Origin of the sequence: Corallococcus interemptor (assembly GCF_003668875.1) — a bacterium.
Taxonomy (GTDB): Bacteria; Myxococcota; Myxococcia; order Myxococcales; family Myxococcaceae; genus Corallococcus; species Corallococcus interemptor.
This window is the reverse complement of record NZ_RAWM01000068.1, coordinates 26660-46320: the sequence shown is the minus strand read 5'-3', so window position 1 is coordinate 46320 and position 19661 is coordinate 26660. Positions and strand designations below refer to the sequence as shown.

Annotated in this window: 16 protein-coding genes; 5 read left to right on the top strand and 11 right to left on the bottom strand. The window is 70.6% G+C overall.

What is annotated here, in order from left to right:
* The first annotated feature begins 165 nt into the window (after positions 1–165).
* Both D7X96_RS23245 and D7X96_RS23240 read left to right on the top strand, forming a co-directional pair.
* Positions 166–1113, top strand: a complete 948-nt coding sequence (locus tag D7X96_RS23245; protein ID WP_121770739.1) for a M91 family zinc metallopeptidase — start codon at positions 166–168, stop codon at positions 1111–1113.
* A 101-nt stretch (positions 1114–1214) separates the two neighbouring features.
* Entirely contained in the window at positions 1215–2912 is a 1698-nt protein-coding gene (locus D7X96_RS23240) for a UDP-N-acetylglucosamine--peptide N-acetylglucosaminyltransferase SPINDLY family protein (RefSeq protein ID WP_120546333.1), read from the top strand.
* 73 nt (positions 2913–2985) lie between these two features.
* Here D7X96_RS23240 and D7X96_RS23235 read toward each other — a convergent pair whose 3' ends face one another.
* From D7X96_RS23235 to D7X96_RS23220, 4 genes are all read right to left on the bottom strand, one after another.
* Positions 2986–4380 carry a hypothetical protein gene (locus tag D7X96_RS23235; RefSeq protein WP_120546334.1) on the bottom strand — a complete coding sequence of 465 codons (1395 nt, stop codon included), beginning with the start codon at positions 4378–4380 and terminating at the stop codon, positions 2986–2988.
* Positions 4381–4418: 38 nt separating this feature from the next.
* Entirely contained in the window at positions 4419–5699 is a 1281-nt protein-coding gene (locus D7X96_RS23230) for an MFS transporter (protein ID WP_120546335.1), read from the bottom strand.
* Between the two features lie 12 nt (positions 5700–5711).
* Positions 5712–6449: a dienelactone hydrolase family protein gene (locus D7X96_RS23225; protein ID WP_120546370.1), complete on the bottom strand. Its 738-nt coding sequence runs from the start codon at positions 6447–6449 to the stop codon at positions 5712–5714.
* 139 nt (positions 6450–6588) lie between these two features.
* Positions 6589–7440: a hypothetical protein gene (locus D7X96_RS23220; RefSeq protein WP_120546336.1), complete on the bottom strand. Its 852-nt coding sequence runs from the start codon at positions 7438–7440 to the stop codon at positions 6589–6591.
* A gap of 239 nt (positions 7441–7679) precedes the next feature.
* On the opposite strand from D7X96_RS23220, the gene D7X96_RS23215 reads away from it, so the two are divergent.
* Together D7X96_RS23215 and D7X96_RS23210 are read left to right on the top strand one after the other, a co-directional pair.
* Entirely contained in the window at positions 7680–8819 is a 1140-nt protein-coding gene (locus D7X96_RS23215) for an alpha/beta fold hydrolase (protein ID WP_121770738.1), read from the top strand.
* Positions 8820–8840: 21 nt separating this feature from the next.
* A complete protein-coding gene (locus D7X96_RS23210) occupies positions 8841–9356 on the top strand; it encodes a GNAT family N-acetyltransferase (RefSeq protein WP_121770737.1) in 516 nt (171 codons plus the stop codon).
* A gap of 23 nt (positions 9357–9379) precedes the next feature.
* Here D7X96_RS23210 and D7X96_RS41065 read toward each other — a convergent pair whose 3' ends face one another.
* From D7X96_RS41065 to D7X96_RS23180, 6 genes are all read right to left on the bottom strand, one after another.
* On the bottom strand, positions 9380–9859 hold the full coding sequence (locus D7X96_RS41065) for a hypothetical protein (RefSeq protein ID WP_233609977.1): 480 nt from the start codon (positions 9857–9859) through the stop codon (positions 9380–9382).
* 21 nt (positions 9860–9880) lie between these two features.
* Positions 9881–10714 (bottom strand): hypothetical protein, encoded by an 834-nt coding sequence (locus D7X96_RS23200; RefSeq protein WP_244219695.1) that lies wholly within the window; start codon positions 10712–10714, stop codon positions 9881–9883.
* A gap of 39 nt (positions 10715–10753) precedes the next feature.
* Positions 10754–13186, bottom strand: a complete 2433-nt coding sequence (locus D7X96_RS23195; protein WP_120546372.1) for an ABC transporter permease — start codon at positions 13184–13186, stop codon at positions 10754–10756.
* A 205-nt stretch (positions 13187–13391) separates the two neighbouring features.
* The gene (locus D7X96_RS23190) at positions 13392–15809 is read right to left on the bottom strand and encodes a PQQ-dependent sugar dehydrogenase (protein WP_121770735.1); all 2418 of its coding nucleotides are present in this window, start codon (positions 15807–15809) and stop codon (positions 13392–13394) included.
* 32 nt (positions 15810–15841) lie between these two features.
* Positions 15842–16375, bottom strand: a complete 534-nt coding sequence (locus D7X96_RS23185) for a hypothetical protein (RefSeq protein WP_120546341.1) — start codon at positions 16373–16375, stop codon at positions 15842–15844.
* Positions 16376–16463: 88 nt separating this feature from the next.
* Complete coding sequence (locus D7X96_RS23180; RefSeq protein WP_120546373.1) at positions 16464–17018, bottom strand: hypothetical protein; 555 nt, start codon at positions 17016–17018, stop codon at positions 16464–16466.
* Positions 17019–17250: 232 nt separating this feature from the next.
* Here D7X96_RS23180 and D7X96_RS23175 point away from each other — a divergent pair, with 232 nt between their 5' ends.
* Positions 17251–18567: an alpha/beta hydrolase family protein gene (locus D7X96_RS23175; protein WP_120546342.1), complete on the top strand. Its 1317-nt coding sequence runs from the start codon at positions 17251–17253 to the stop codon at positions 18565–18567.
* Positions 18568–18574: 7 nt separating this feature from the next.
* Here the strand turns inward: D7X96_RS23175 and D7X96_RS23170 are convergent, their stop codons facing one another.
* Positions 18575–19603 (bottom strand): prephenate dehydrogenase/arogenate dehydrogenase family protein, encoded by a 1029-nt coding sequence (locus D7X96_RS23170; protein ID WP_120546343.1) that lies wholly within the window; start codon positions 19601–19603, stop codon positions 18575–18577.
* Positions 19604–19661 lie beyond the last annotated feature (58 nt).

Here is a 19661-nt window from a genome sequence, read left to right as displayed (position 1 = left end):
CGCCACCCACAACCTTCTCAAGCTCTTCCGCGCGACGGCCGTGTAGCCGTCCGCCGCAATATCGAGCGGCGGGCCTCATGCCTCGTCCGCTCTCGCCCCTCAACCCGTTACCGCCACAGACTCCTAGGGGAGGGCACACGACGTCTTCCGCTTCCGAGGCCCACCATGAAGCTCCGCTCCTCCTCCTTCTCCGCGCCGTCCCTCCCCTCCGGCTCCCGCACGCGCAGCCCCAGTGCGCCCCCGAAGCTGGAGACGGTGAAGCCGCAGCGGGCGCCCACGGCGCTGGAGCTTCAGGACGGCAAGAACAAGCTCAAGCCTGCGGACCACGGTGTGGTGCACCCGGACCTGTCGGGCATCCGGACCCGCCGCGACAGCCGTCAGTCCGGCGCGGACTTCGCGGACTTCACGCAGGACGCGCGCAACTCCACGCACAAGCTGATGAGCCGCCCGGTGGGCAACCAGATGCTGACGGAGCTCAACGGCCGCACGCCGCAACTGAACCCCGGCGCGACGGGCACTCCGCAAAAGCCGCTGACGGTGGCGGACATCTACTCCGGCCGCAACGAGTCCATGCCGATGTCCCACCGCCCGCGCCACGACGGCACGCTCCAGTCGCTGCGCCCCGCGTACCGTCAGGACGGCCAGGCGGGGACGGGACAGGCCAGCCGCATCAACTACGACGAGACCCAGCCTGGCCCGCGCTTCAACAGCCTGGGCCACGAGTCCGTCCACGCGTGGCGCGCCGCCAACGGCACGCAGGTCAGCCCCCTGGCCGTCAGCAAGCACTCGGACGCGGAGGTGTTCAAGCGCTACCCCAGCCACTCGGCCCCGATGAAGGACACCGTGGAGACGCGCCTGCAGCTGCAGGAGGAGTTCGAGACCGTTGGCCTGCGCCCCACGCCGCGCATGCCGAACGCCCCCACGGAGAACCGCATCCGCGCCGAGCACGGGCTGCCCGCGCGCCAGGACTACTCGGGCTTCCGGCCCGGCGCGAACTCGAACCAGCAGAACTTCGAGAACTTCGACGCGGGCTCGGATGACCGCAGCCGCTTCCAGAAGTTCATGGGGACGCCGTCGCCGCTGGGGCGCATTGTCGGCGACCTGGAGAAGTAGTCGCGAAGCAGGCGCTCGCGCGCCAACGCGTCCGGGCGGATTGCCGCGTGCGCGAAGTCCCCCCACCGTTCCTTGAAAAGAACGCAGGCCGGGGGGGCCTCATGCGCGCGCATCTCCTGTTCATCCTCATCCCGTCGTTGATGGCACCGGTGACGTTCGCCCGGGCGCCGGAGGACAGCGCGGCCCAGCACGGGGCGCACGGCAAGCCGTCCGCGCTGTCGAGCCTGGGTTCGCTCGCCCAGGGCGCGGTGCTCTTCGACGACCTGGGGACCTTCCAGCGCAAGGTGACGACCCGGTCGCCCGAGGCGCAGGCCTTCTTCGACCAGGGCATGCGGCTGACGTATGCCTTCAACCACGACGAGGCCGCGCGCTCGTTCGCCCGCGCCGCGCAGCTGGATCCGTCCTGCGCCAGCTGCTTCTGGGGCGTCGCCCTGGTGCTGGGGCCCAACTACAACGTGCCCATGCTGCCGGACCGGGCCGCGCTCGCGTGGACCGCGCTGCAAAAGGCCCAGGCGCTCGCTCCCACGGCGTCTCCCGAGGAGCAGGCGCTCATCGGCGCGCTGTCCAGGCGCTACGGCGGACCGGAGCCGCGCACGCCGGAGGAGATGAAGCCCTTCTCGCAGGCGTACGCCAATGCCATGCGCGACGTGGCGAAGCGCTTCCCGGACGACCTGGACGTGCAGGTGCTCTTCGCCGAGTCCCTGATGAACCTCAACCCGTGGAAGCTGTGGACGCTGGACGGCAAGCCGGAGCCGGGCACGGAGGAGATCGTCTCCCGGCTGGAGTCGGTGCTCGCGCGCGCGCCAAACCACCCGGGCGCCAATCACTATTACATCCACGCCGTCGAGGCGTCGGACCACCCCGAGCGCGCGCTGGCCTCCGCGGACCGGCTGCCGGGGTTGATGCCCGGCGCGGGGCACGTGGTGCACATGCCGGCGCACATCTACCAGCGGGTGGGCCGTTACGCGGACGCATCGGAGAGCAACCGCCGGGCGGTGCAGGCGGACAATGCCTATCTGCGCCAGGTGGAGCCCATCGGCTACTACCCCATGTACCTCGCGCACAACTGGGGCTTCCTGTCGTTCTCGTCGTCCATGGAGGGGCGCGCGGGTGAGTCCATCCGCGCCGCGCGCGAGTCCGCGAAGGTCCTGCCGCCGGAGATGCTGACGGCGATGCCGGGCATGGACTTCTTCGCCTCCGAGCCGCTGCTCGCCATGGTGCGCTTCGGGCGCTACGACGCGCTGCTCAAGGAGCCCCGGCCGGACGCGAAGTACCCGGTGCTGACGGGGATGTGGCTGCACGCGCACGGGCTGGCGCTCGCCGCGAAGGGAGACTTCGAGCAGGCCCGCGCGGAGCACGCGGAGCTGGTGAAGCTGGCCGCCAGCGTCCCGGACACGATGACCGCCGGGAACAACCCGGCGAAGGACGTGCTGGACGTGGCGGCGCGCGTGCTGGATGCCTCCATCGCCGAGCGCCAGGGCTGCGCCGACGCGCTGACGCGCTGGGAGGACGCGGTGCGCGCCGCGGATCAGCTGGCCTACTCGGAGCCCAGTGACTGGTACTACCCCGTGCGCCACTTCCAGGGCGCGGCGCTGCTGGACGCGAAGCAATACCGGGCCGCGGAGGCCGTCTACCGCGAGGACCTGCGCCGCAACCCCGGCAACGGCTGGGCGCTCTTCGGGCTCGCCGAGTCGTTGAAGGGGCAGGGCCGCACGGCCGAGGCCGCCGCCGCGCGGCAGCGCTTCAAGACGGCCTGGGCGAACTCGGACATCGTGCTGCTCACCCGCACGGCCTTCTGACGTCAGCGGGCGCGGCGTGGGCGGAGCGTCATCCTCGCGCGGACGCCAATCCGCCCCGTCCTGACTCCCGGCGTCAGAAGCGCGCCTGGAGCAGCACGTTGAAGCCCACGGAGTTGGCGGGCTGGTAGACCGGGTCCGCGATGCCCGTGACGTCATCCTCGAAGCGGGTCCGGTTCGGGTCGTGCGTGTAGGAGACCTCCGCCAGCACGCCAGCGACCTTGCCCAGGTCCCAGCGGGCCGTGGCCTTCACCGTCACCACCAGCCCCGGGTCGTCGCCCGAGGGCAGCAGGGTGATCATGTTGGGCCCCCGGAACACGGCGGTGTAGTTGCGCTCCGGGAGGCCCACCGGCGCGCTTCGGAGCGAGGCGGGGCGGGTGAAGCGCACGAGCAGCCCGGGCGTCAGCCCCCAGTCCTGGAGGTGGTAGTCGGTGCTCAGCGTGCCGGACATCTCCGCGCTGGCCTCCGCGTCGTCCTGGAAGTCCTGGTACGGGGGGAACCCGGGCACATCGACCTGGATGAAGGAGAGCGTGCGGACATAGGCCAGGGCGTGCGCGCGCCAGAAGCCCTGCTTCACCCGCGCCTCCAGCGCCCCCGCGCCCCCCGTCTGCGTGGTCCGCTGGCGGAAGGACTCTGGATCCAGCAGCGCCTGCGACACGTAGCTGCCCTCCAGCGACACCGACGCGGCGAACCCGCCCGGATACGTCTCCGGCTGGAAGAAGCGCTCGAAGAAGGTCGGGTCGCCCTGGTACAGCGCCAGGTCGACGTTGTTCCCGATGGGCGCGCCCCGGTGCCAGACCGCGCCCAGCGAGGCCCCGCGTACGGGCTGGTGCAGCTCGGTGCCGGAGACGCCGTTGGTGGGAATCTGCCCCCGGTCGAGCACGGTGCCCTTCAAGGCCAGACGCAGCTCGGGCGTGACGTCCAGGAAGCCGCCCGCGAGCAGGGCGTAGCGGCGGGAGTACTCCAGCAGCAGGTCATCAAGCACGGCGGCGGACTTGACCGCCACGAAGGCCTCCCACCGCCGCCGGGTCAAGCGCAGCTCCAGCGCGGACTCGTTTCCCGCGCGGCGCAGGAAGGCCTGCCGTTCCCAGGTGACCGGGTACGTGAAGCCCATGTACAGCCGCGACGTGGTGATGGGGTGCACCGCCACGGCGAGCCCCTCTCCGGACTCCCAGCCCGACGGCCGGTAGCGCAGCCGCACGTTGCTGCCGAAGTCCTGCAGGGTGATGCCCGTGGTGGCCGGCGCGGAGAGGAAGAACGACAGCGTGGCCTCCGCGCGCAGGCCCGACGCGAGCTCCGGCGTATGGCCCTCCAGCGCGGCGTGGAAGTACGTGGCCGACCCTTCGACGTCGATGTCGTCGTCGAAGCCCTGGAAGGACAACCGCGCCTGGAAGGGCGGTTCGGTGGACGTGACTTCAGGGGACTGTCCCAGGCACAGCAGCAGGGGAAGCGTCAGGAGTGGAGACGTCATGGGCGCGCGCGTCTAGCACGTCCCGCCCGTGACAGGAATCAAGACGCCGCGTCGATGCGGCTGTGGCGCTGCGTGTCTGGCATCACCGTGTAGACGAGCAGCGAGCAGAAGATGCAGGCCGTCACGTACCAGAAGAACCACGGCTCGTGCCCGGCCAGCTTCAGCCGCGTGCCCACGTACTCCGCGGTGCCGCCAAAGAGCGACACCGTCAGCGCGTAGGGCAGCCCCACGCCCAGGGCGCGGATGCGCGCGGGGAACAGCTCCGCCTTCACCACGGCGTTGATGGACGTGTAGCCGGAGAGGATGACCAGCGCGGCGAGCACCAGCATGAACGCGGTGAGCGCATCCCGCGTCCGCGTCAGCGCGGTGAGCAGCGGCACCGTGCACAGCGTGCCCAGGATGCCAAACCCCATCAGCACCGGCCTGCGACCCACCTTGTCGGAGACGTAGCCCAGCACCGGCTGGAGCAGCATGTAGAGGAACAGCGAGCCCGCGGAGATGAGCGTGGCTTCGTCCCGCGTCAGCCCCACCGAGTTCACCAGGAACTTCTGCATGTAGACAGTGTATGTGTAGAAGGCCAGCGTCCCGCCCATGGTGAGCCCCACCACCACGGCGATCTCCTTCGGGTGGCGCAAAAGCTCGCGCATGGGATGGTGCCCGGTCTTCTTCGCCGCCTCGCGGGTGAAGGCCTCCGTCTCCACCATGTTGCGCCGCATGTAGAAGCCGAAGATGGCCAGCGCCGCGCCAATGCCAAACGGGATGCGCCAGCCCCACGCCTCCAGCTGCGGACCCGTGAGCAGGAGCCGCTGCAACACCAGCAGCGTCAGCGTGGCCAACAGCTGCCCCATGATGAGCGTGACGTACTGGAAGGAGCTGTAGAAGCCCCGGTGGCGGGAGGTGGCCACTTCGCTCAGGTAGGTGGCGCTGGTGCCGTACTCGCCGCCCAGGGAGAGCCCCTGGAGCAGCCGCGCGAGCAGCAGCACCACGGGCGCCGCCACGCCGATGCGCGCGTACGTGGGGCAGATGGCGATGACCAGCGAGCCCAGGCACATCAGCGTGACGGACAACGTCAGCGCGGACCTGCGGCCCTTCTGGTCCGCGTAGAGCCCCATCAGCCAGCCGCCCACCGGCCGGATGAGGAAGCCCAGCGCGAACACGCCGGCGGTGTTGAGCTGTTGCACCAGCGGGTCCGCGTCCGGGAAGAACGCGTGCGCGAAGTACAGCGAGAACGCCGAGTAGACGTAGAAGTCGTACCACTCGATGAGGTTGCCCACCGAGCCGCCGAAGATGGAGAGCAGGCGCTGCCGCACGGGGGACATGGGGCGTGCCGCTCAGGCCTTCAGCGTGCGGCCGAACAGCTCCTGGAGCCGCGTCCAGTGCGTCTCCGCGACCTCCGCGTTGAACTGGGGCGTGCCCGGCACCGAGTAGCCGTGCTGCGCGCCGGGGTAGAGCTCCGAGGTGTACTTCACGCCCGCGTCCTTGAGCGCCGCCTCCAGCGTGCGGATGGCGTCCGCGGGCATGGAGTTGTCGTTGTCCGCGTGGCCGAAGTACAGCTCCGCCTTCACCTGGTTCACCAGGCGGTGGGGGCTGTCGGGCGCGTCCGTGGCCAGGCGGCCGCCATGGGACGACGCCACCGCGCCGATGCGGTCCGGGAAGTCCGCGCCCATGCGCACGGCGATGCCGCCGCTGAAGCAGTAGCCCGCCACGCCCGCCTTCGGGCCCTTCACGAACGGCTGGCGGGAGAGGAAGTCCAGCTGGGCGCCCGCGTCCGCCTTCAGGCGCTCCGGCGTCAGCGTGCCGATGAGCGCGTAGATGCGCTTGCGGAACGCCTCGTCATAAAAGGTGCCCTTGAGGTCCAGCTTCGACGACGGGGCCTCCCGGTAGAACACGTTGGGCAGGAGCACCACGTAGCCGGACTTGGACAGGCGCCGGGCCATGTCCTCGAACACGGGCCGGACACCAAAGGCATCCGGAAGCATGATGACCGCTGGCCACGGACCCGAGCCTTCCGGCTGGAACAGCTTCGCGTCCATCACTCCATCCGCGGTCTTGATGTCGACGTCCTGCATGGTGTGGGTGACCTCCATGGCGGGCGGTGCATGCGCCCGGCCTGGAGGTGACACCACACGCGCTGCCGATGCGCCATCCGTTTCGCACGGCCCCCCCTCGCTCCGTGCGAAACGGACACTGGCTTCCCTTGCGGGAAGGCTACTTGACGCAGTTGCCCCAGCCGCGCTTGCTGTTGCTGACGGTCATCTCCCAGTAGCGGGTGCCGGCGTTGTAGTCGATGGTCACGCCGTCGTCGTAGTCGCTGGTGCTGAAGTTGCCGCCGATGCCGGACAGCATGCAGGCCACGCCACCCGGATTGTAGGCCAGGTTGTGCGTGAAGGTGCCCGGGTTGCCGGCGATCCACAGCCAGCCGCCCGCATCCGAGGGCACGTCCACGCAGAGGGCGCGCGCTCCGCCCGCCGCGCCCAGGTTGCCGCCCAGGTACCAGTTGTAGCCGTCATTCCAGACGCGGGCGTAGTCGGCGTTGGCCGTGAAGCCACCCGCGGCCTCCACCTGCGTGAGGAAGCAGCGGCGGGCCGAGGTGACCGCGCCCAGCAGCTTCGCCGCCTGGCCGTCGTACCAGGAGACCTCCGGGGTCCGGTTGGTGGCGGTGTTGATGCACTGGACGTCCGTGCGCAGCGCCTTGCTGTTGCTCTGGTTGATGAAGATCTCCCAGTTGCCGGCGTACTGGAAGACGCCCGCGCCGGCCCAGCTGGTGCCCTTCAGGTTGCCCCGGATGCCGCGCAGGAAGCAGGTCCGGTTGGTGGCGGTCCCGATGGTGGTGGACGTCAGGCCGTTGGCGGAGGTGCCCCACCAGTACGTGCCGCCCAGCCCGATGCCCTGCTCGCTCGTCCCGAGCGCCGCGTCCTCGGGAGCCGAGGGAGCGGCGGCCTCGGTGGCACCTTCGCCCGTCATGGACCCGTCCATCATCGGGTCGCCGCCGCAGCCCACCGCGAAGAGGCAAAGGGGCGCCGCCAGGAACAGCTTCCGCGCGAAGTGATTCGTGTGCATGTCGTTTCTCCGTTCGTCGTTCAGGGAATGCCAGCGATGCGTCCTGCCTTGCCGCCAGCGGGGAACGGAACGGGACATGAGCAACGCGGATGCCAACGCCGCGCCCCGGGAGGAGTGCCAGGGGAACGGCAAGCCTTGCGCGTTCCCGGTGCCCGGGACGTGGCAAGGCTTGCACGGACGGCAAGAGTTGCATGGCAGGTGTGCCCGGGCGGGGCTGCTGGCAGGATTCCCCCCGGTTCATGGAGTGGGAGGACAAGGTGGGCATGCATCACGAAGGCGCGGCCGTGGTCCGGACCCTGGTGCTGCTGGGCGCGTTGTTCGGCGCCGGCGCCCGGGCGGAGGTGACGCGCGCGGAGTTCCTGGTGCCCTCCGAGGAGGGCGTGGAGGTCTCCGTCCGCGAGGTGAAGGACACGGGCATGCAGGTGGCCAACCTGCCCCCGCTCATCCTCCTGCACGGCGCGCGGGTGCCGGGGCGGGCCTCGTTCGACCTGCCCGTGGAGGGGGGCTCCATCGCGGCGGAGCTCGCCCGCGCGGGGCACGCGGTGTACGTCATGGACGCGCGCGGCTATGGCGGCTCCACGCGGCCCCTGGCCATGAGCACGCCCGCCAGGGGCCGGCCGCTGGTGAACTCGCACGAGGTCGTCCAGGACGTGCACGCGGTGGTGGGCTGGGTGAAGGCGCGCACGGGGCAGCGCCGCGTGGGGCTCTTCGGGTGGGCCACGGGAGGCCACTGGGCGGGCATGTACGCCAGCCTGCACCCGGACAACGTCAGCCACCTGGTGATGCTCAACGCGCTGTACGCGGGCAGCGCGGAGCACAAGATGCTGGGGAAGGGCACGGACTTCGAGGACCCGAAGCGGCCGGGTCGGTTCAACGCGGAGGGCATGGGCGCCTACCGGTGGAACACGGGCGCGTCGCTGATGGCGGTGTGGGACCGGCAGCTGCCCGCGGAGGAGGCGGAGCGGGCGAAGTGGAGGGCCCCGGAGGTGGCGGCGTCGTTCCAGCGCGAGGCCGTCACGAGTGATCCGCTGGGGCCGTCCCGCACGCCGTTCGCGTTCCGGGCGCCGTCCGGGGCGCTGGAGGACAGCTTCTACCTGGCCACGGGCCGGCAGCTGTGGGACGGGGCGGCCATCACGGCGAAGGTGCTCCTCTTGCGCGCGGAGAACGACTTCTGGAGCCGGCCGGAGGATGTCACGCGCCTCCAGGAGCACTTGCACCACGCGGCCAGCGTGAAGGCGGTGGTGCTCCCGGGCGCGACGCACTTCGTGCACCTGGAGCGGCCGGAGCATGGCCGCCGTCAGCTCATGGACGAGCTGCTGCGCTTCACCGGCGCCCGCGTCACCCCCGCGCCGAAGCCCCCGAAGCCGGCCACGCCGTGAGCCGCTGGACTTGAGCGAACGATGATTTCCATCCGGAGACTCGAACAGGCGACCCCCGAGGAGCTGCGGGCGCTGGCGGAGCTGCTCATCGACTCCGTGGAGGGAGGCGCGTCGGTGGGCTTTCTTCCGCCGCTCTCGCTGGAGGAGGCGGCGGAGTACTGGCGGGGCGTGCTCGCGGCGCTGGGGCCGGGGCTGGTGTTGTGGGTGGCGGAGGTGGACGGGCGCATCGACGGCACCGTGCAGCTCGCGCCGTCCCTGCGGCCCAACGGGCTGCACCGCGCGGAGGTGCAGAAGCTGCTCGTGCACTCGCGGGCCCGGGGCCAGGGGCTGGCGTCGCGGATGCTCCAGGAGGTCGAGCAGTACGCCCGGAGCGCGGGGCGGACCCTGCTGGTGCTGGACACGCTGGCGGGCTCGAAGGCGGAGGCCGTGTACCAGCATTGTCAGTGGCAGCGCGCAGGAGAGATTCCGGACTGGGCGCGGCACACCGACGGTGCGCTGCACCCCACGGTCCTCTTCTACAAGCGGCTCGACCCCTGAAGCGGGGGCGCGGAGGCACGCCTTCAGGGCTGATACGGATACCGCGCCAGGACCTTCCCTTCGGGTGACACGGCATACAGTTCGTACCAGTGCGCGGAGGGATTGAACCCAGGGGTCGCCCAGCCGCACTTCTCGACGCGCCGCTTGATCTCCACGAAGTACAGACCGCCATGTTGGGCCACGGAGACTTCCATGGCCTTGGCGGTATACGAACAGTCCTTCGCATACTCCTTGGGAAAACCCGCCAGCAGCCGTTGCAAGGCCGCATGGGCGGCGAGCACCGCCGGACCGTCCAGCGTTGCGAGGGGATGCAGGTCGTCAGGCCATTCAATCCCCACTGCGACGATGGGAGCGCGAGGAGCGGTGCCTCCGTCGCCGTTTGCCGCGACGGGAGAGGACACCGTGCTGCCTCCATCCCTCGCGGTGGTGCTGGGAGAGACAGCAGGCGTGCCGCCATCCAGCAGGAGCGTCAAGAGAAGGATGGAGTGCGGAAGTTTCATCATCGGGACGTGCTCCGGGAACTTCTACCACTTCAGCTCAGGCGAACAGCGCGGTAGCAGCATGCGGGGGCTGCGCATCCCGGAAGCCTCTTGCGGATGACAGTTCGCCTGGAACTCCCAGCGGGCCGTTGCCTCGTTCCATTGAAAGACCTCCCCCGCAGGGTTCCACTTGTATAAGCGGGGCTCGTCCTTGTGGCCCGTGGCGAGCCAGGCCCATGCGGGAATCAACCGGTTCCGTGAATCACGCGCAAGTTGGCCATCCGGGCTTGCGGCGTAGGACACCATCGTCCACAGCCCATCCGCCATCTTCACAGCGGGAAACTGGGTCAGGTCCTCGCTGCTCATTCGCGTCGCGCACGGGTGATTGTGCGCGAAGCCGATGATGAATGGGCTCCGGCCAAAGGATTCATCGTCGACGCCTCCAAAGGGCGGCTGGCACGAACTGCGTTCCTTCACCAGGTTGCGAATGGGCCATGAAACACGCCAATCCTGCGGCGTCTTGTAAAGAGCGACGCAGTATTCGGCCGCGTCCGGTCGCGGACCTCCGGTGTTCGGGTCGCAGGCATCCACCGCGCCCGGCAAGGTCATCAGGGCCCGGAGCGTCGGCAGCACCAGGTCATCTGGAATCGTGTCCGTGTCCGCTACGACGGTCGGAATGTCCTGATGCGGCCATGGCCCAGGGGCTACCGCGAGATCGAACCGCCCTTCCAGGATGGGGAGTTCGGATCGCAGGTAGTAGAGCCTGGGGCCCGCGCATCCCAAAACCAACGCGAACAAGAACGTGGAGGTGCGCCAACCTGCGGAATGCCTTCCTGGAAGCGCTTTCAGGCACTGATATTCGAAAAGGTGCGCGGGCATCGCGGCTCAGGATAGCAATTGCCAGCCTCGTGCCTGAAGTCACTCCGCCCGGAGCACGACCGCGGGGGGCACGTGCGCGGCCCTCCGCGCGGGCAACAGCGCCGCGAGGAACGCGACCGCGCCGAGCACCGCCACGACCAATCCATACGTCAGCGGATCCGTGGGCCGCACCCCGTTGAGCAGGTGCGACAGCGCGCGGCTGGCGCCCCACGCGAGCCCGAGCCCCAGCACCAGGCCCACCGCCGTGAGCCGCAGGTAGTGGCTCAACACCATGCCCATCAGCTGGCCTGCTCGCGCGCCCAATGCCATGCGGATGCCCAGCTCCCGCGTGCGCTGCACCACCGCGTAGGCCACCACGCCGTAGAGCCCCACCGCCGCGAGCACCAGCGCCAGCCCCGCGAAGACGCTCGCCAGCAGGAGATAGAAGCGCAGCGGCGCCACCGTTCCATCCACCACCGACGCCAGCGTCCGCACGCTGCCCGACGCGAGGTTCGCGTCCACGCCCCGGACCTCCGCCCGCACCGCCCGGGCCAGCGCGAGCGGCTCGCCTGTCGTGCGCAGCACCAGCGTCATCTCCGTGGAGCGCGCCTGCTCGTAGGGGATGAACACCTCCGGCGCGGCGGGCGCGGCCAGCCCCTCCGTGGCCAGGTTCGCCACCACTCCCACCACCCGGCCTCCGAAGGCGCCGTTGCCCCAGTCCATGTCCGTGTCGAGGGTGCGGCCCAGCGGGTCCTCTCCTGGCCAGAAGCGGCGCGCCGCCTCCGCGTTGATCAACACCGCGCGTCCACCGGCGCCCCGGTCCTCCGGTAGGAGCCCCCGGCCCCGAAGCACCGGCACCCGCAGCGCTTCCAAGGCCCCCGGCGTGACGACGCGGATGCTGGCCTGCCAGGGCTCCATGCCCGGCGCCACCGGCCGCCGTGGATCGCGCACCGCGAGCGTCCACCGCTTGCCCTCCATGGGCAGGCCCCCCATCGCGCCCGCCACGCTCACGCCCGGCAGGGCCCGCAGCCGTTCGAGCAGCCCGTCGTAGAAGGCCGCGGGCGCCGCGCTGCCGAAGGCGTAGCGGATGGGCGGCAGCTCCAGCTTCACCGTCAGCACGCCCTCCGGCTGGAAGCCCGGGTCCACCTGCCGCAGGTGCACGAAGCTGCGCAGCAACAGGCCCGCGCTCACCAGCAGCAGCACCGCCAGCGCCGTCTCCGCCACGATGAGCGCCGCGCGGGTGCGGTGGTGGTGCGCGGCGCCGCCCGCGCCCTCACCCGAGGCCCGGAGCACGCGCGCCAGCTCCACGCGCGACGTCTGCCACGCCGGCACCAGACCGAAGAGGAACGTGGTGAACACCGACAGGCCCGCGGTGAACGCCAGCACGGTGCCGTCGAGCGACACCTCGTCGATGCGCGGAATGTCCCGGGGCCCGAACGCCGCCAGCGCATCCAGCGCCCACATGGCCGCGAGCAGTCCGGCCCCGCCCCCCAGCACCGACAGGAGCGCGCTCTCCACCAGCAGCTCGCGCGCGATGCGCCCCCGGCTCGCACCCAGCGCGAGCCGCACGGACGTCTCGCCCTCGCGCGACGCGGCCCGCGCCAGCAGCAGGTGCATGAGGTTGGCGCACGCGATGAGCAGCACCAGCCCCACCGCGCCCAGCAGCAGCAACAGGGAAGGACGCACCGGGCCCAGCAGCACGTCGCGCAGGGGCTCCACGCTCGCGCCCATGTCCGCGTTCGTCGCCGGGTAGCGCGCCGCCAGGCTCCGGGCCACCGCCGCCGCGTCGGCCCTCGCCGTCGCGAGGCTCACGCCGGGCGCCAGCCGCCCATACACCTCCAGCCAGTGCGCGCCGCGCGCCTCCGGCTTCGTCATGGACGCGTCCTGCACCACCGGCGTCCACAGCTCCGCGTGCGAGGGGAAGTCGAACCCCGGCGCCATCACGCCCACCACCGTCCAGGGCAGCGGGCCGCCCAGGTTCAGCGCGCGGCCCAGCACGTCCGGGCTGCCACCGAAGCGGCGCTGCCAGAGCGCATGTGACAGCACCGCCACCTGGGGCGCGCCCGGCGCGTCATCTCCCGCCTGGAGCGCCCGGCCCAGCTGCACGCGCGGGCCCAGCACCTGGAAGAACCCGGCCGTCACCAGCCCGGCCTGCACCTTCATGGGCGAGGCCTCCGTGCGGTCCGCCCCAAGCGTCACCATCGCGGGCGCCACCCCGGCCAGCCCCTCGAAGGCGCGCGTCTGTTCGCCCAGGTCCTTCAGGTCCGGAGGCGAGGTCGGCCCCGGGCCCTGCCGGCCCACGCTGAACAGCCGCACGAGCCGCGCGTCGTCATGCAAGGGCAGCGGCCGCAGCAGCACCGCGTGCACCACGCTGAAGATGGCGACGTTGGCGCCAATGCCCAGCGCCAGCGTGGCCACCGCCACGACGGTGAACGTGGGGCTGTGACGCAGCCGCCGCAGCGCGAGCCGGAGGTCCTGGAGGAGGGAAGCCATGGCGGACGCCGTGAGCATGGCCCATGCCATGGCGGCCGCACAGGCACTCCCTGACGACACGAACGCGAGCACTGACCGGCGCTGGGAATCCGCATCCCGCTTCCGGACACGCGCGGACGAACCTTGCCGCACCCTGTCATCGCCGCACCGGCGCGGCAGGGGGAAGTGGGAGGGCGTCCAGCGCGGGCGCCCTCCCGCTCGTGTTTCAGCTCACGCGCGAGCGCTTGCGCCGGGCGGCCAGCGCGGCCAGCGCGAGCCACGCGAGCGGCGCCACCGGGGCCGCGCCGCAGCCACAACCGGAGTCCTCCTCGGGCGGCGGCTGGCTCGTGCCCGCGTCCGGGTTCCCCGTGCCGGCATCCGGCTCACCCAACTCCGCCGTCACGGTGAGGGTGAAGCCCAGCTCGGCGTCCGGCGGCACGCCGTTGGTCGCCCGCACGAGCACGTCCACGGTGCCCACCGCTGACGGTGTCCAGGTGATGAGGCCGCTCGTCGCGTCGATGCTCATGCCCTGCGGCACGGTGCCCACCAGCGAATAGGTGGGCGCGGGCCGGCCCCGCGCGATCACGGTGTGGCGGTACTCGACGCCCACCACGGCGGTGGTGACCGGCGGGGAGTTGATGGAGGGCGGGAGCGGTTCGTCGTCCACCTCCACGGCCTGCACGGTGCGCGCGTCCAGGCCCGGAATGGCGAGCGTGATGGTGGCCTCACCATCCACGTTGTCCGCGTCCTGCGCGGCCCGGAGCGTGACGGTCCGCGGCGTGTTCCAGTTGGACGTCGTGAACGTGAGCGTGGACGCGGAGTCCACGGTGAGGTCCGCGTCGCCCTGCGTGGACGCCACCGTGACGGTGACGTTGGACGTGGGCCGCTGGGACAGGGACACGTCGAAGGTGGCGGTGCCGCCCTCGGGCACGGCGAGCCGCAGGGCGGTCAGCACCAGCCGGGCCGAGTTGTTGTCGATGGTGGTGGCCACCACCGCCTCGTCCTGCAGGCCCTCCGAGGACACCGTGAAGGTGGCGGTGTCCTCGTCCGTGTCCGCGTCGTCCATCGCCTCCAGCACCACGGCCTGCGGCACGTTCCAGTTCAACGCGTTGAAGACGAGCGTGTCATTGCTCGCCACGCGCAGGTCCTGGGAGCCGCCCAGGGCCCGCGCCACCCGCACCGTCATGGGCGCGGCGGGTGCCTGGGCCAGGCGCACGGTGAAGGCCGCGCGGCCGCCCTCCATCACGCGCGGATTGAGTCCGGAAACGACCAGCTTCTGGGCGGTGGCGGTGGGCGTCACCCGGACCACCCGGCCGCTGGTGACGGACACCGTGTAGAGCGCGCCGTCCGGCCCCACGCTCATGTCCACGTTGGCGCCGAAGCCCGTGCCCCACTCGTCCACCGTCGCCACCGAGTTGTCCGCCGCCAGCGTGGCGCGCGTCAGCTGGCCGCTGTTGTAGTCGCCGAAGAAGTAGCTGCCCCGGTACTCCGGCGGGAACAGGGTGGCGTCATAGAAGACGCCGCCGGTGATGGAGCCCCCCAGCGTCTGCGTCATCGCGCTGCCGCCGCCGCTGGTGGCGTCCGGCAGGCCCGGTTGGGCCACCGTGAAGGTGGTGGTGCCAGGCGCGTTGTTGGCGCTGGCGACGTAGAACTCGCCGTTGAAGCTGGCGTCCGCCACGCCTTCGAGGAGGAGCTTCTCTCCCTTGCGGAAGCCGTGCCCCGCCGTGGTGGTGAACGTGGTGACGCCCCCGCTGCGCACCGCGCCCGTGGCGGTGAGGCTGCGCGTGTCCGACCCGTTGGTGCGGTACTTGATGACCGGGGTGATGTAGTCGTTCCCGAGCGGCTGGTTGTTCTCGTAGTCGTTGTAGCCAGCGTGGCTGCGGCGGCCCACGACGAAGACCTGCTCATAGCCGGTGCCCACGCCGTTGACCCACAGCTGCCCGGTGGTGGGCTGGAAGGTGAAGGTGAACGGGTTTCTGAGGCCCCGCGCCCAGATGTATTCGTTGTTGGGGCCCACGCCGTCGTTGAACGGGTTGTCATTGACGGGCGTGCCGTCCAGGTTCGCGCGGCCCACCTTGGCCGCCAGCGACGTCAGGTCACTGTCCACGCCGGAGCCGTTGCCCAGGTCGCCAATGGCCCAGTAGAGCTTGCCGTCCGGCCCGAAGCCCAGCCCGCCGCCGTCGTGGTTGTTGCCCGCCGTGGGCAGCCGCGTGATGACCTCCGTGCGCGCGATGCCCGTACCGTTGGCGTCCGTGTAGCGGACGATGCGCTGCTCGGAAGGGGAGACGGTGACGAAGAAGTAGACGTACCGGTTGACCACGTAGTTCGGGTCGAACGCGATGCCGATGAGGCCACACTCGCTGTTGGTGTGGACCGAGGGCTCCGTGGCGAACGTGCGCGTCACCAGCGTGGAGGTGCCCGGCTGTGTCTCCAGGACGCCGTCCTTCAGGGCCACCGTGCGCACCACGCCGTTCTTCTGCGTGATGAACAGGCGCCCCGAACCGTCCGGAGCCCACGCCATGCCCGTCGCCGGGCTCAGGCTGCTGGACGAATAGCCCGTTTCCGCGAAGCCGGCCGGCACGGCGGCCCGGGCCGGCGCGGACATCATCAGGCACAACAATGAAGCCATGAGGGGAGTACGCATGGCCCCCGACCCTACTTCACTCGGAGGAATCCCTACCGCGTCGCGGTGAACTTCCGCTGGATGAGGCACTTCACGCTGCCGTCCTCGACGGCGAAGATCTTCAGCATGTACTCGCCCTGGATGACCGACCTGTCGGTCTCCTTGCGGGGTGAGGGCGCGGCGACCGTCGACTTCATCTCGAAGCGGCGCTCGAGCCCCTCACCAATCCTCTGCGCATAGCTGAAGTCGAGCGTCCGCGAGGGCTCGCCTTCGTAGTAGGTCGACAGGTACTGGTCGTCGATGTTCCCGCTGACGTAGCTGTCGGAGGTGGTCAACACGAGCGGCCCCTTGGGAAGCTCCAGGCCCAGGGCCACGCATCCCTCGCCTGGCGGCGAGGTGTCCTCGAGTTGGAACGTGTAGGTGCCCCCGATGGCACAGCCCTCATCACATTCAGGCGTCGAGCTGCTACAGCCCGGGTTCCCCATGCCGCTGCCCATCGTCATCATCCCCACGGCAATCAGCACGGGGATGCGGAGGAACGTCACGGCCTTCGGGGAACGGGCGCTGCGCGGGGATTCGACGTGCATGGAAGACTCCAGGTGGAGCGGGAGGCGGCAGGATAGGCCAGGGCCTGCCCCCTTTCACACCTGGAGTCCGTCGAACTCCTTTGTGACGTCAGGGCTTGCGGGACGCCACCGCGGGCGCGGCGCTCATCGCCTGGCTGAGCTGCCGGGCACCCTCCGAGAAGGCGCCGCGAGCGAGCTCCTGCCCGGCGGTGCCGAGCACCTGGGCGAACACGCGGTCGAAGCCCTTCGCCAGACCCATGGACTTGTGGGGCTCGCCCTTGGAGTCCGCGACCATGTAGAGCGACGAGTCCAGCTCGGCGGGCGGTGCCTCGCCCTTCTGCCGGTACAGGTCCTTCATGGCGGCCAGCGACTCGTCGTGGCTCTTGCGGATCTCTCCGCGCGCCATCCCCTTGAAGAGGCCCGGGACGTCGCGCAGGTCCACGTGGATGACGACGATGGGCTTCTTCTCCCGCACGCCGTAGATGAACTGGGAAGCGCGCTGGCGCAGCTCTTCCTTGGTGCTCTTGTTGGCATACAGCACCAACGTGGGACGACCCTGCCCGATGGGGACCTCCTTGCCGAACACATCCTTGAGTTCAGCGGCGCTGGCCGGGAGAGCTCCCAGCAATCCGAGCAGGCAGGTCAGCAGGGCGGTCTTCTTCATGCAGTGGCTCCGAAGGGTGAAGAATCGCATCGGGTCCACCAACATCGTCCTCTCCGGTCTGAATCCCGGCGGATGCATTCAGTCCACCGGTGCGGATGAGGGGCCGGCGTAGCGAGCCCTGGGACGCAACAGCTGCCCCATGGCGTGTCCGCGCTGATGGGGACGTGGTGACAGACGGCAGGTCGCCCGGTGTTCCAGGCCCCAGCACCTGTTTCGCTGGAGGCCAGAGACCATGGGCATCACACTGGACCGTCGCTCCCTCATCCAAGCCAGCCTGGGTTTGACCGGTGGGCTCGCGCTTCTCAAGAGCGCTCCCGCAGCCGCTGCTACGCCCTCCGGGGAGCCCCGGCCCTGGTGGGAGCTGGGGCTGATGGCGGACCCCATCATGGAGAGCCAGCTGCTGCACTTCCTGGCCGGGACCTACAGCGCGCAGTCGGACATCAGCGAGGTGCTGGACACCGCGAGCCGCATCGTCGCGGGGGATGACTGGAGCTGGCCCAACGAGTGGGTCCGCACCGCCGACCGCATCCGCGCCATGGGGGACGTGAGCCTGTCGCGCCGCCACCCCATCAGCGCGGGCAACGCCTACCTGCGCGCCGCCAACTACTACCGCGCCGCGCTCATCCACCACCCGGAGCCCACGCACCCGAGCGTCGTCGCCACGGGGCGCAAGGCGGTGGACGCGTACAACAAGGCGCTCCCGCTGCTGAAGATCCCGGGCACGCCCGTGCGCATCCCGTACGAGAACACCACGCTGCCCGGCTACTTCTTCCGCGCCCCGAGCGCCCGGAGCATCGCGCCGCTGCTCATCTTCCAGCAGGGCCGGGACGCGTGGCCAGAGGAGTCCAAGTACGTCATCGACGCGGCGCTCGCGCGGGGCTACCACTGCCTCATCGTGCACGCGCCCGGCCAGGGCATGGCCATCCGCGAGCAGGGGCTGCCGTTCCGTCACGACTGGGAGCAGGTCATCCGCCCGGTGGTGGACTTCGCGCTGTGCATCGCGGGTGTGGACTCGCGGCGCATCGCGCTCCTGGGCTGGAGCATGGGCGGGGCGCTGGTGCCTCGCGCCGCCGCGTTCGAGCGGCGCATCAAGATCCTCATCCCCAACCCCGGCGTCCTCAACTGGGGCGATGCGTCGTTCGAGCAGTTCAACATGTACTTCCCGGAGCTGATGCCGCTGCTGGACAGCGACCCCCAGGCGTTCGACGCGGCCATGGGCCAGCTGATGCAGCAGGTGTTCCTGTACCGCTGGTACATGAAGGACTCGATGTCCAAGCACGGCGTCAGCACGCCGTCCGCGCTGCTCTTCGAGCTGCGCCGGTACAACAACGAGCCCATCGTCCACCGCATCCGCTGCCGCACGCTGGTGATGGACGGCACGGCCGAAGCGTTCTCCCAGGGCCAGGCCCGGCTGCTCTTCGACGCGCTGGAGTGCCCGAAGGACTACATGCTCTTCACCGCGCAGGACACGGGGCTCCTGCACTGCCAGGAGGGCGCGCAGGCCGTGGCCAACCACCGGATGTTCGACTGGCTGGACGAGTACCTCTAACGGCGCTTCACCGCAGGCCGCTGCCGAGCACGGCCCGGAAGACGGCCTCCACCTCCTGCGCGTCCACGCCCAGCTCCCGGGCCCACGCGCGGCGCACGGCGAGCAGCGTCTCCGTGCGAGCGGGTTCGTTCCCTTGAGCCTGGGCGCGGCGCTGACGGCGGGCCAGTTCCTCGCGACGGGCCAGCAGCTCCACCAGCTCCCGGTCGAGCGCGTCGATGTGCTCGCGCGGCTCCCGGGGCGCGGGTGCTCCCGGCTCCAGGCCGGGCGCGGCGACGCCGGAAACCTCCGGCGCCCGTGCCACCTCGGGGGCCGCATCCAGGTCGCGGTGGATGTCCTGGAGCGCCGTGAGCAGGCTCCCTCGCGCCTCCGTGGCGTAGGGGTTCTCCTGCTGGATGGCGTTGAAGAGGTGGCCTGCGTCCGCGCGTACGGTCTCGATGGTGCGCGACAGCGCCTTGAAGCTGGCCGGTGCGAAGGGCACGTCCGCCGCCGCGCCGGAGTCCACCATCCCCTTGGCCACGAAGAACGTGAGGGCGTGCGTGCGAGCCATCACCCGGTCATGCCCCTCCGGCGTCTGCTCAATCACCTCGCAGCCCAGCCCCTCGTAGAAGCGCCGGGCGCGCGGGGCGGCCTCCGGATGCAGCGGGTTGGGGCAGAGCACCACGCGCATGGGGCGCTCCGCCATGGCCAGGCTCAAGGGGCCGAAGAGGGGATGCGTCCCCACCCAGGGCACGCCGGAGCCCAGCACCTCCGTCAGCGCCTCCACGGGCTTCACCTTCACGCTGCCCACGTCCAGCACCAGGTGCTCCGGCCGCAGGTGGGGCTTGAGCGAACGCAGCACGTCCCGCATCTGGGGCACCGGCACCGCCACCACCACCAGCTCCGCGCCCTCCAGCAGCTCCGGCACCGAGCGCGCGCGCAGCGGCTCCGGCACGTCCGCCACCGGGTCCAGGGCGCGGTGCTCCACGCCCACCGCCTCCAGCAGCGTTCCCAGCGCCCGTCCAAAACGTCCGTATCCCACCAGCGCGACATGCGGCATGCGCCGGAGTCTACGCGGGCCCGCGGTGGAGAAACGACCGCCGGGTCCCTCGTGAAGA

Bases quoted from the DNA above. Each gene is read 5' to 3' on its own strand.
- D7X96_RS23200 (WP_244219695.1), bottom strand. From the start codon at position 10,714: ATGCCCGCGCACCTTTTCGAATATCAGTGCCTGAAAGCGCTTCCAGGA.
- D7X96_RS41065 (WP_233609977.1), bottom strand. From the start codon at position 9,859: ATGATGAAACTTCCGCACTCCATCCTTCTCTTGACGCTCCTGCTGGAT.
- D7X96_RS23230 (WP_120546335.1), bottom strand. From the start codon at position 5,699: ATGTCCCCCGTGCGGCAGCGCCTGCTCTCCATCTTCGGCGGCTCGGTG.
- D7X96_RS23210 (WP_121770737.1), top strand. From the start codon at position 8,841: ATGATTTCCATCCGGAGACTCGAACAGGCGACCCCCGAGGAGCTGCGG.
- D7X96_RS23190 (WP_121770735.1), bottom strand. From the start codon at position 15,809: ATGCGTACTCCCCTCATGGCTTCATTGTTGTGCCTGATGATGTCCGCG.
- D7X96_RS23185 (WP_120546341.1), bottom strand. From the start codon at position 16,375: ATGCACGTCGAATCCCCGCGCAGCGCCCGTTCCCCGAAGGCCGTGACG.
- D7X96_RS23240 (WP_120546333.1), top strand. From the start codon at position 1,215: ATGCGCGCGCATCTCCTGTTCATCCTCATCCCGTCGTTGATGGCACCG.
- D7X96_RS23235 (WP_120546334.1), bottom strand. From the start codon at position 4,380: ATGACGTCTCCACTCCTGACGCTTCCCCTGCTGCTGTGCCTGGGACAG.
- D7X96_RS23245 (WP_121770739.1), top strand. From the start codon at position 166: ATGAAGCTCCGCTCCTCCTCCTTCTCCGCGCCGTCCCTCCCCTCCGGC.
- D7X96_RS23220 (WP_120546336.1), bottom strand. From the start codon at position 7,440: ATGCACACGAATCACTTCGCGCGGAAGCTGTTCCTGGCGGCGCCCCTT.
- D7X96_RS23170 (WP_120546343.1), bottom strand. From the start codon at position 19,603: ATGCCGCATGTCGCGCTGGTGGGATACGGACGTTTTGGACGGGCGCTG.
- D7X96_RS23195 (WP_120546372.1), bottom strand. From the start codon at position 13,186: ATGGCTTCCCTCCTCCAGGACCTCCGGCTCGCGCTGCGGCGGCTGCGT.
- D7X96_RS23225 (WP_120546370.1), bottom strand. From the start codon at position 6,449: ATGCAGGACGTCGACATCAAGACCGCGGATGGAGTGATGGACGCGAAG.
- D7X96_RS23215 (WP_121770738.1), top strand. From the start codon at position 7,680: ATGGAGTGGGAGGACAAGGTGGGCATGCATCACGAAGGCGCGGCCGTG.
- D7X96_RS23175 (WP_120546342.1), top strand. From the start codon at position 17,251: ATGGGCATCACACTGGACCGTCGCTCCCTCATCCAAGCCAGCCTGGGT.
- D7X96_RS23180 (WP_120546373.1), bottom strand. From the start codon at position 17,018: ATGAAGAAGACCGCCCTGCTGACCTGCCTGCTCGGATTGCTGGGAGCT.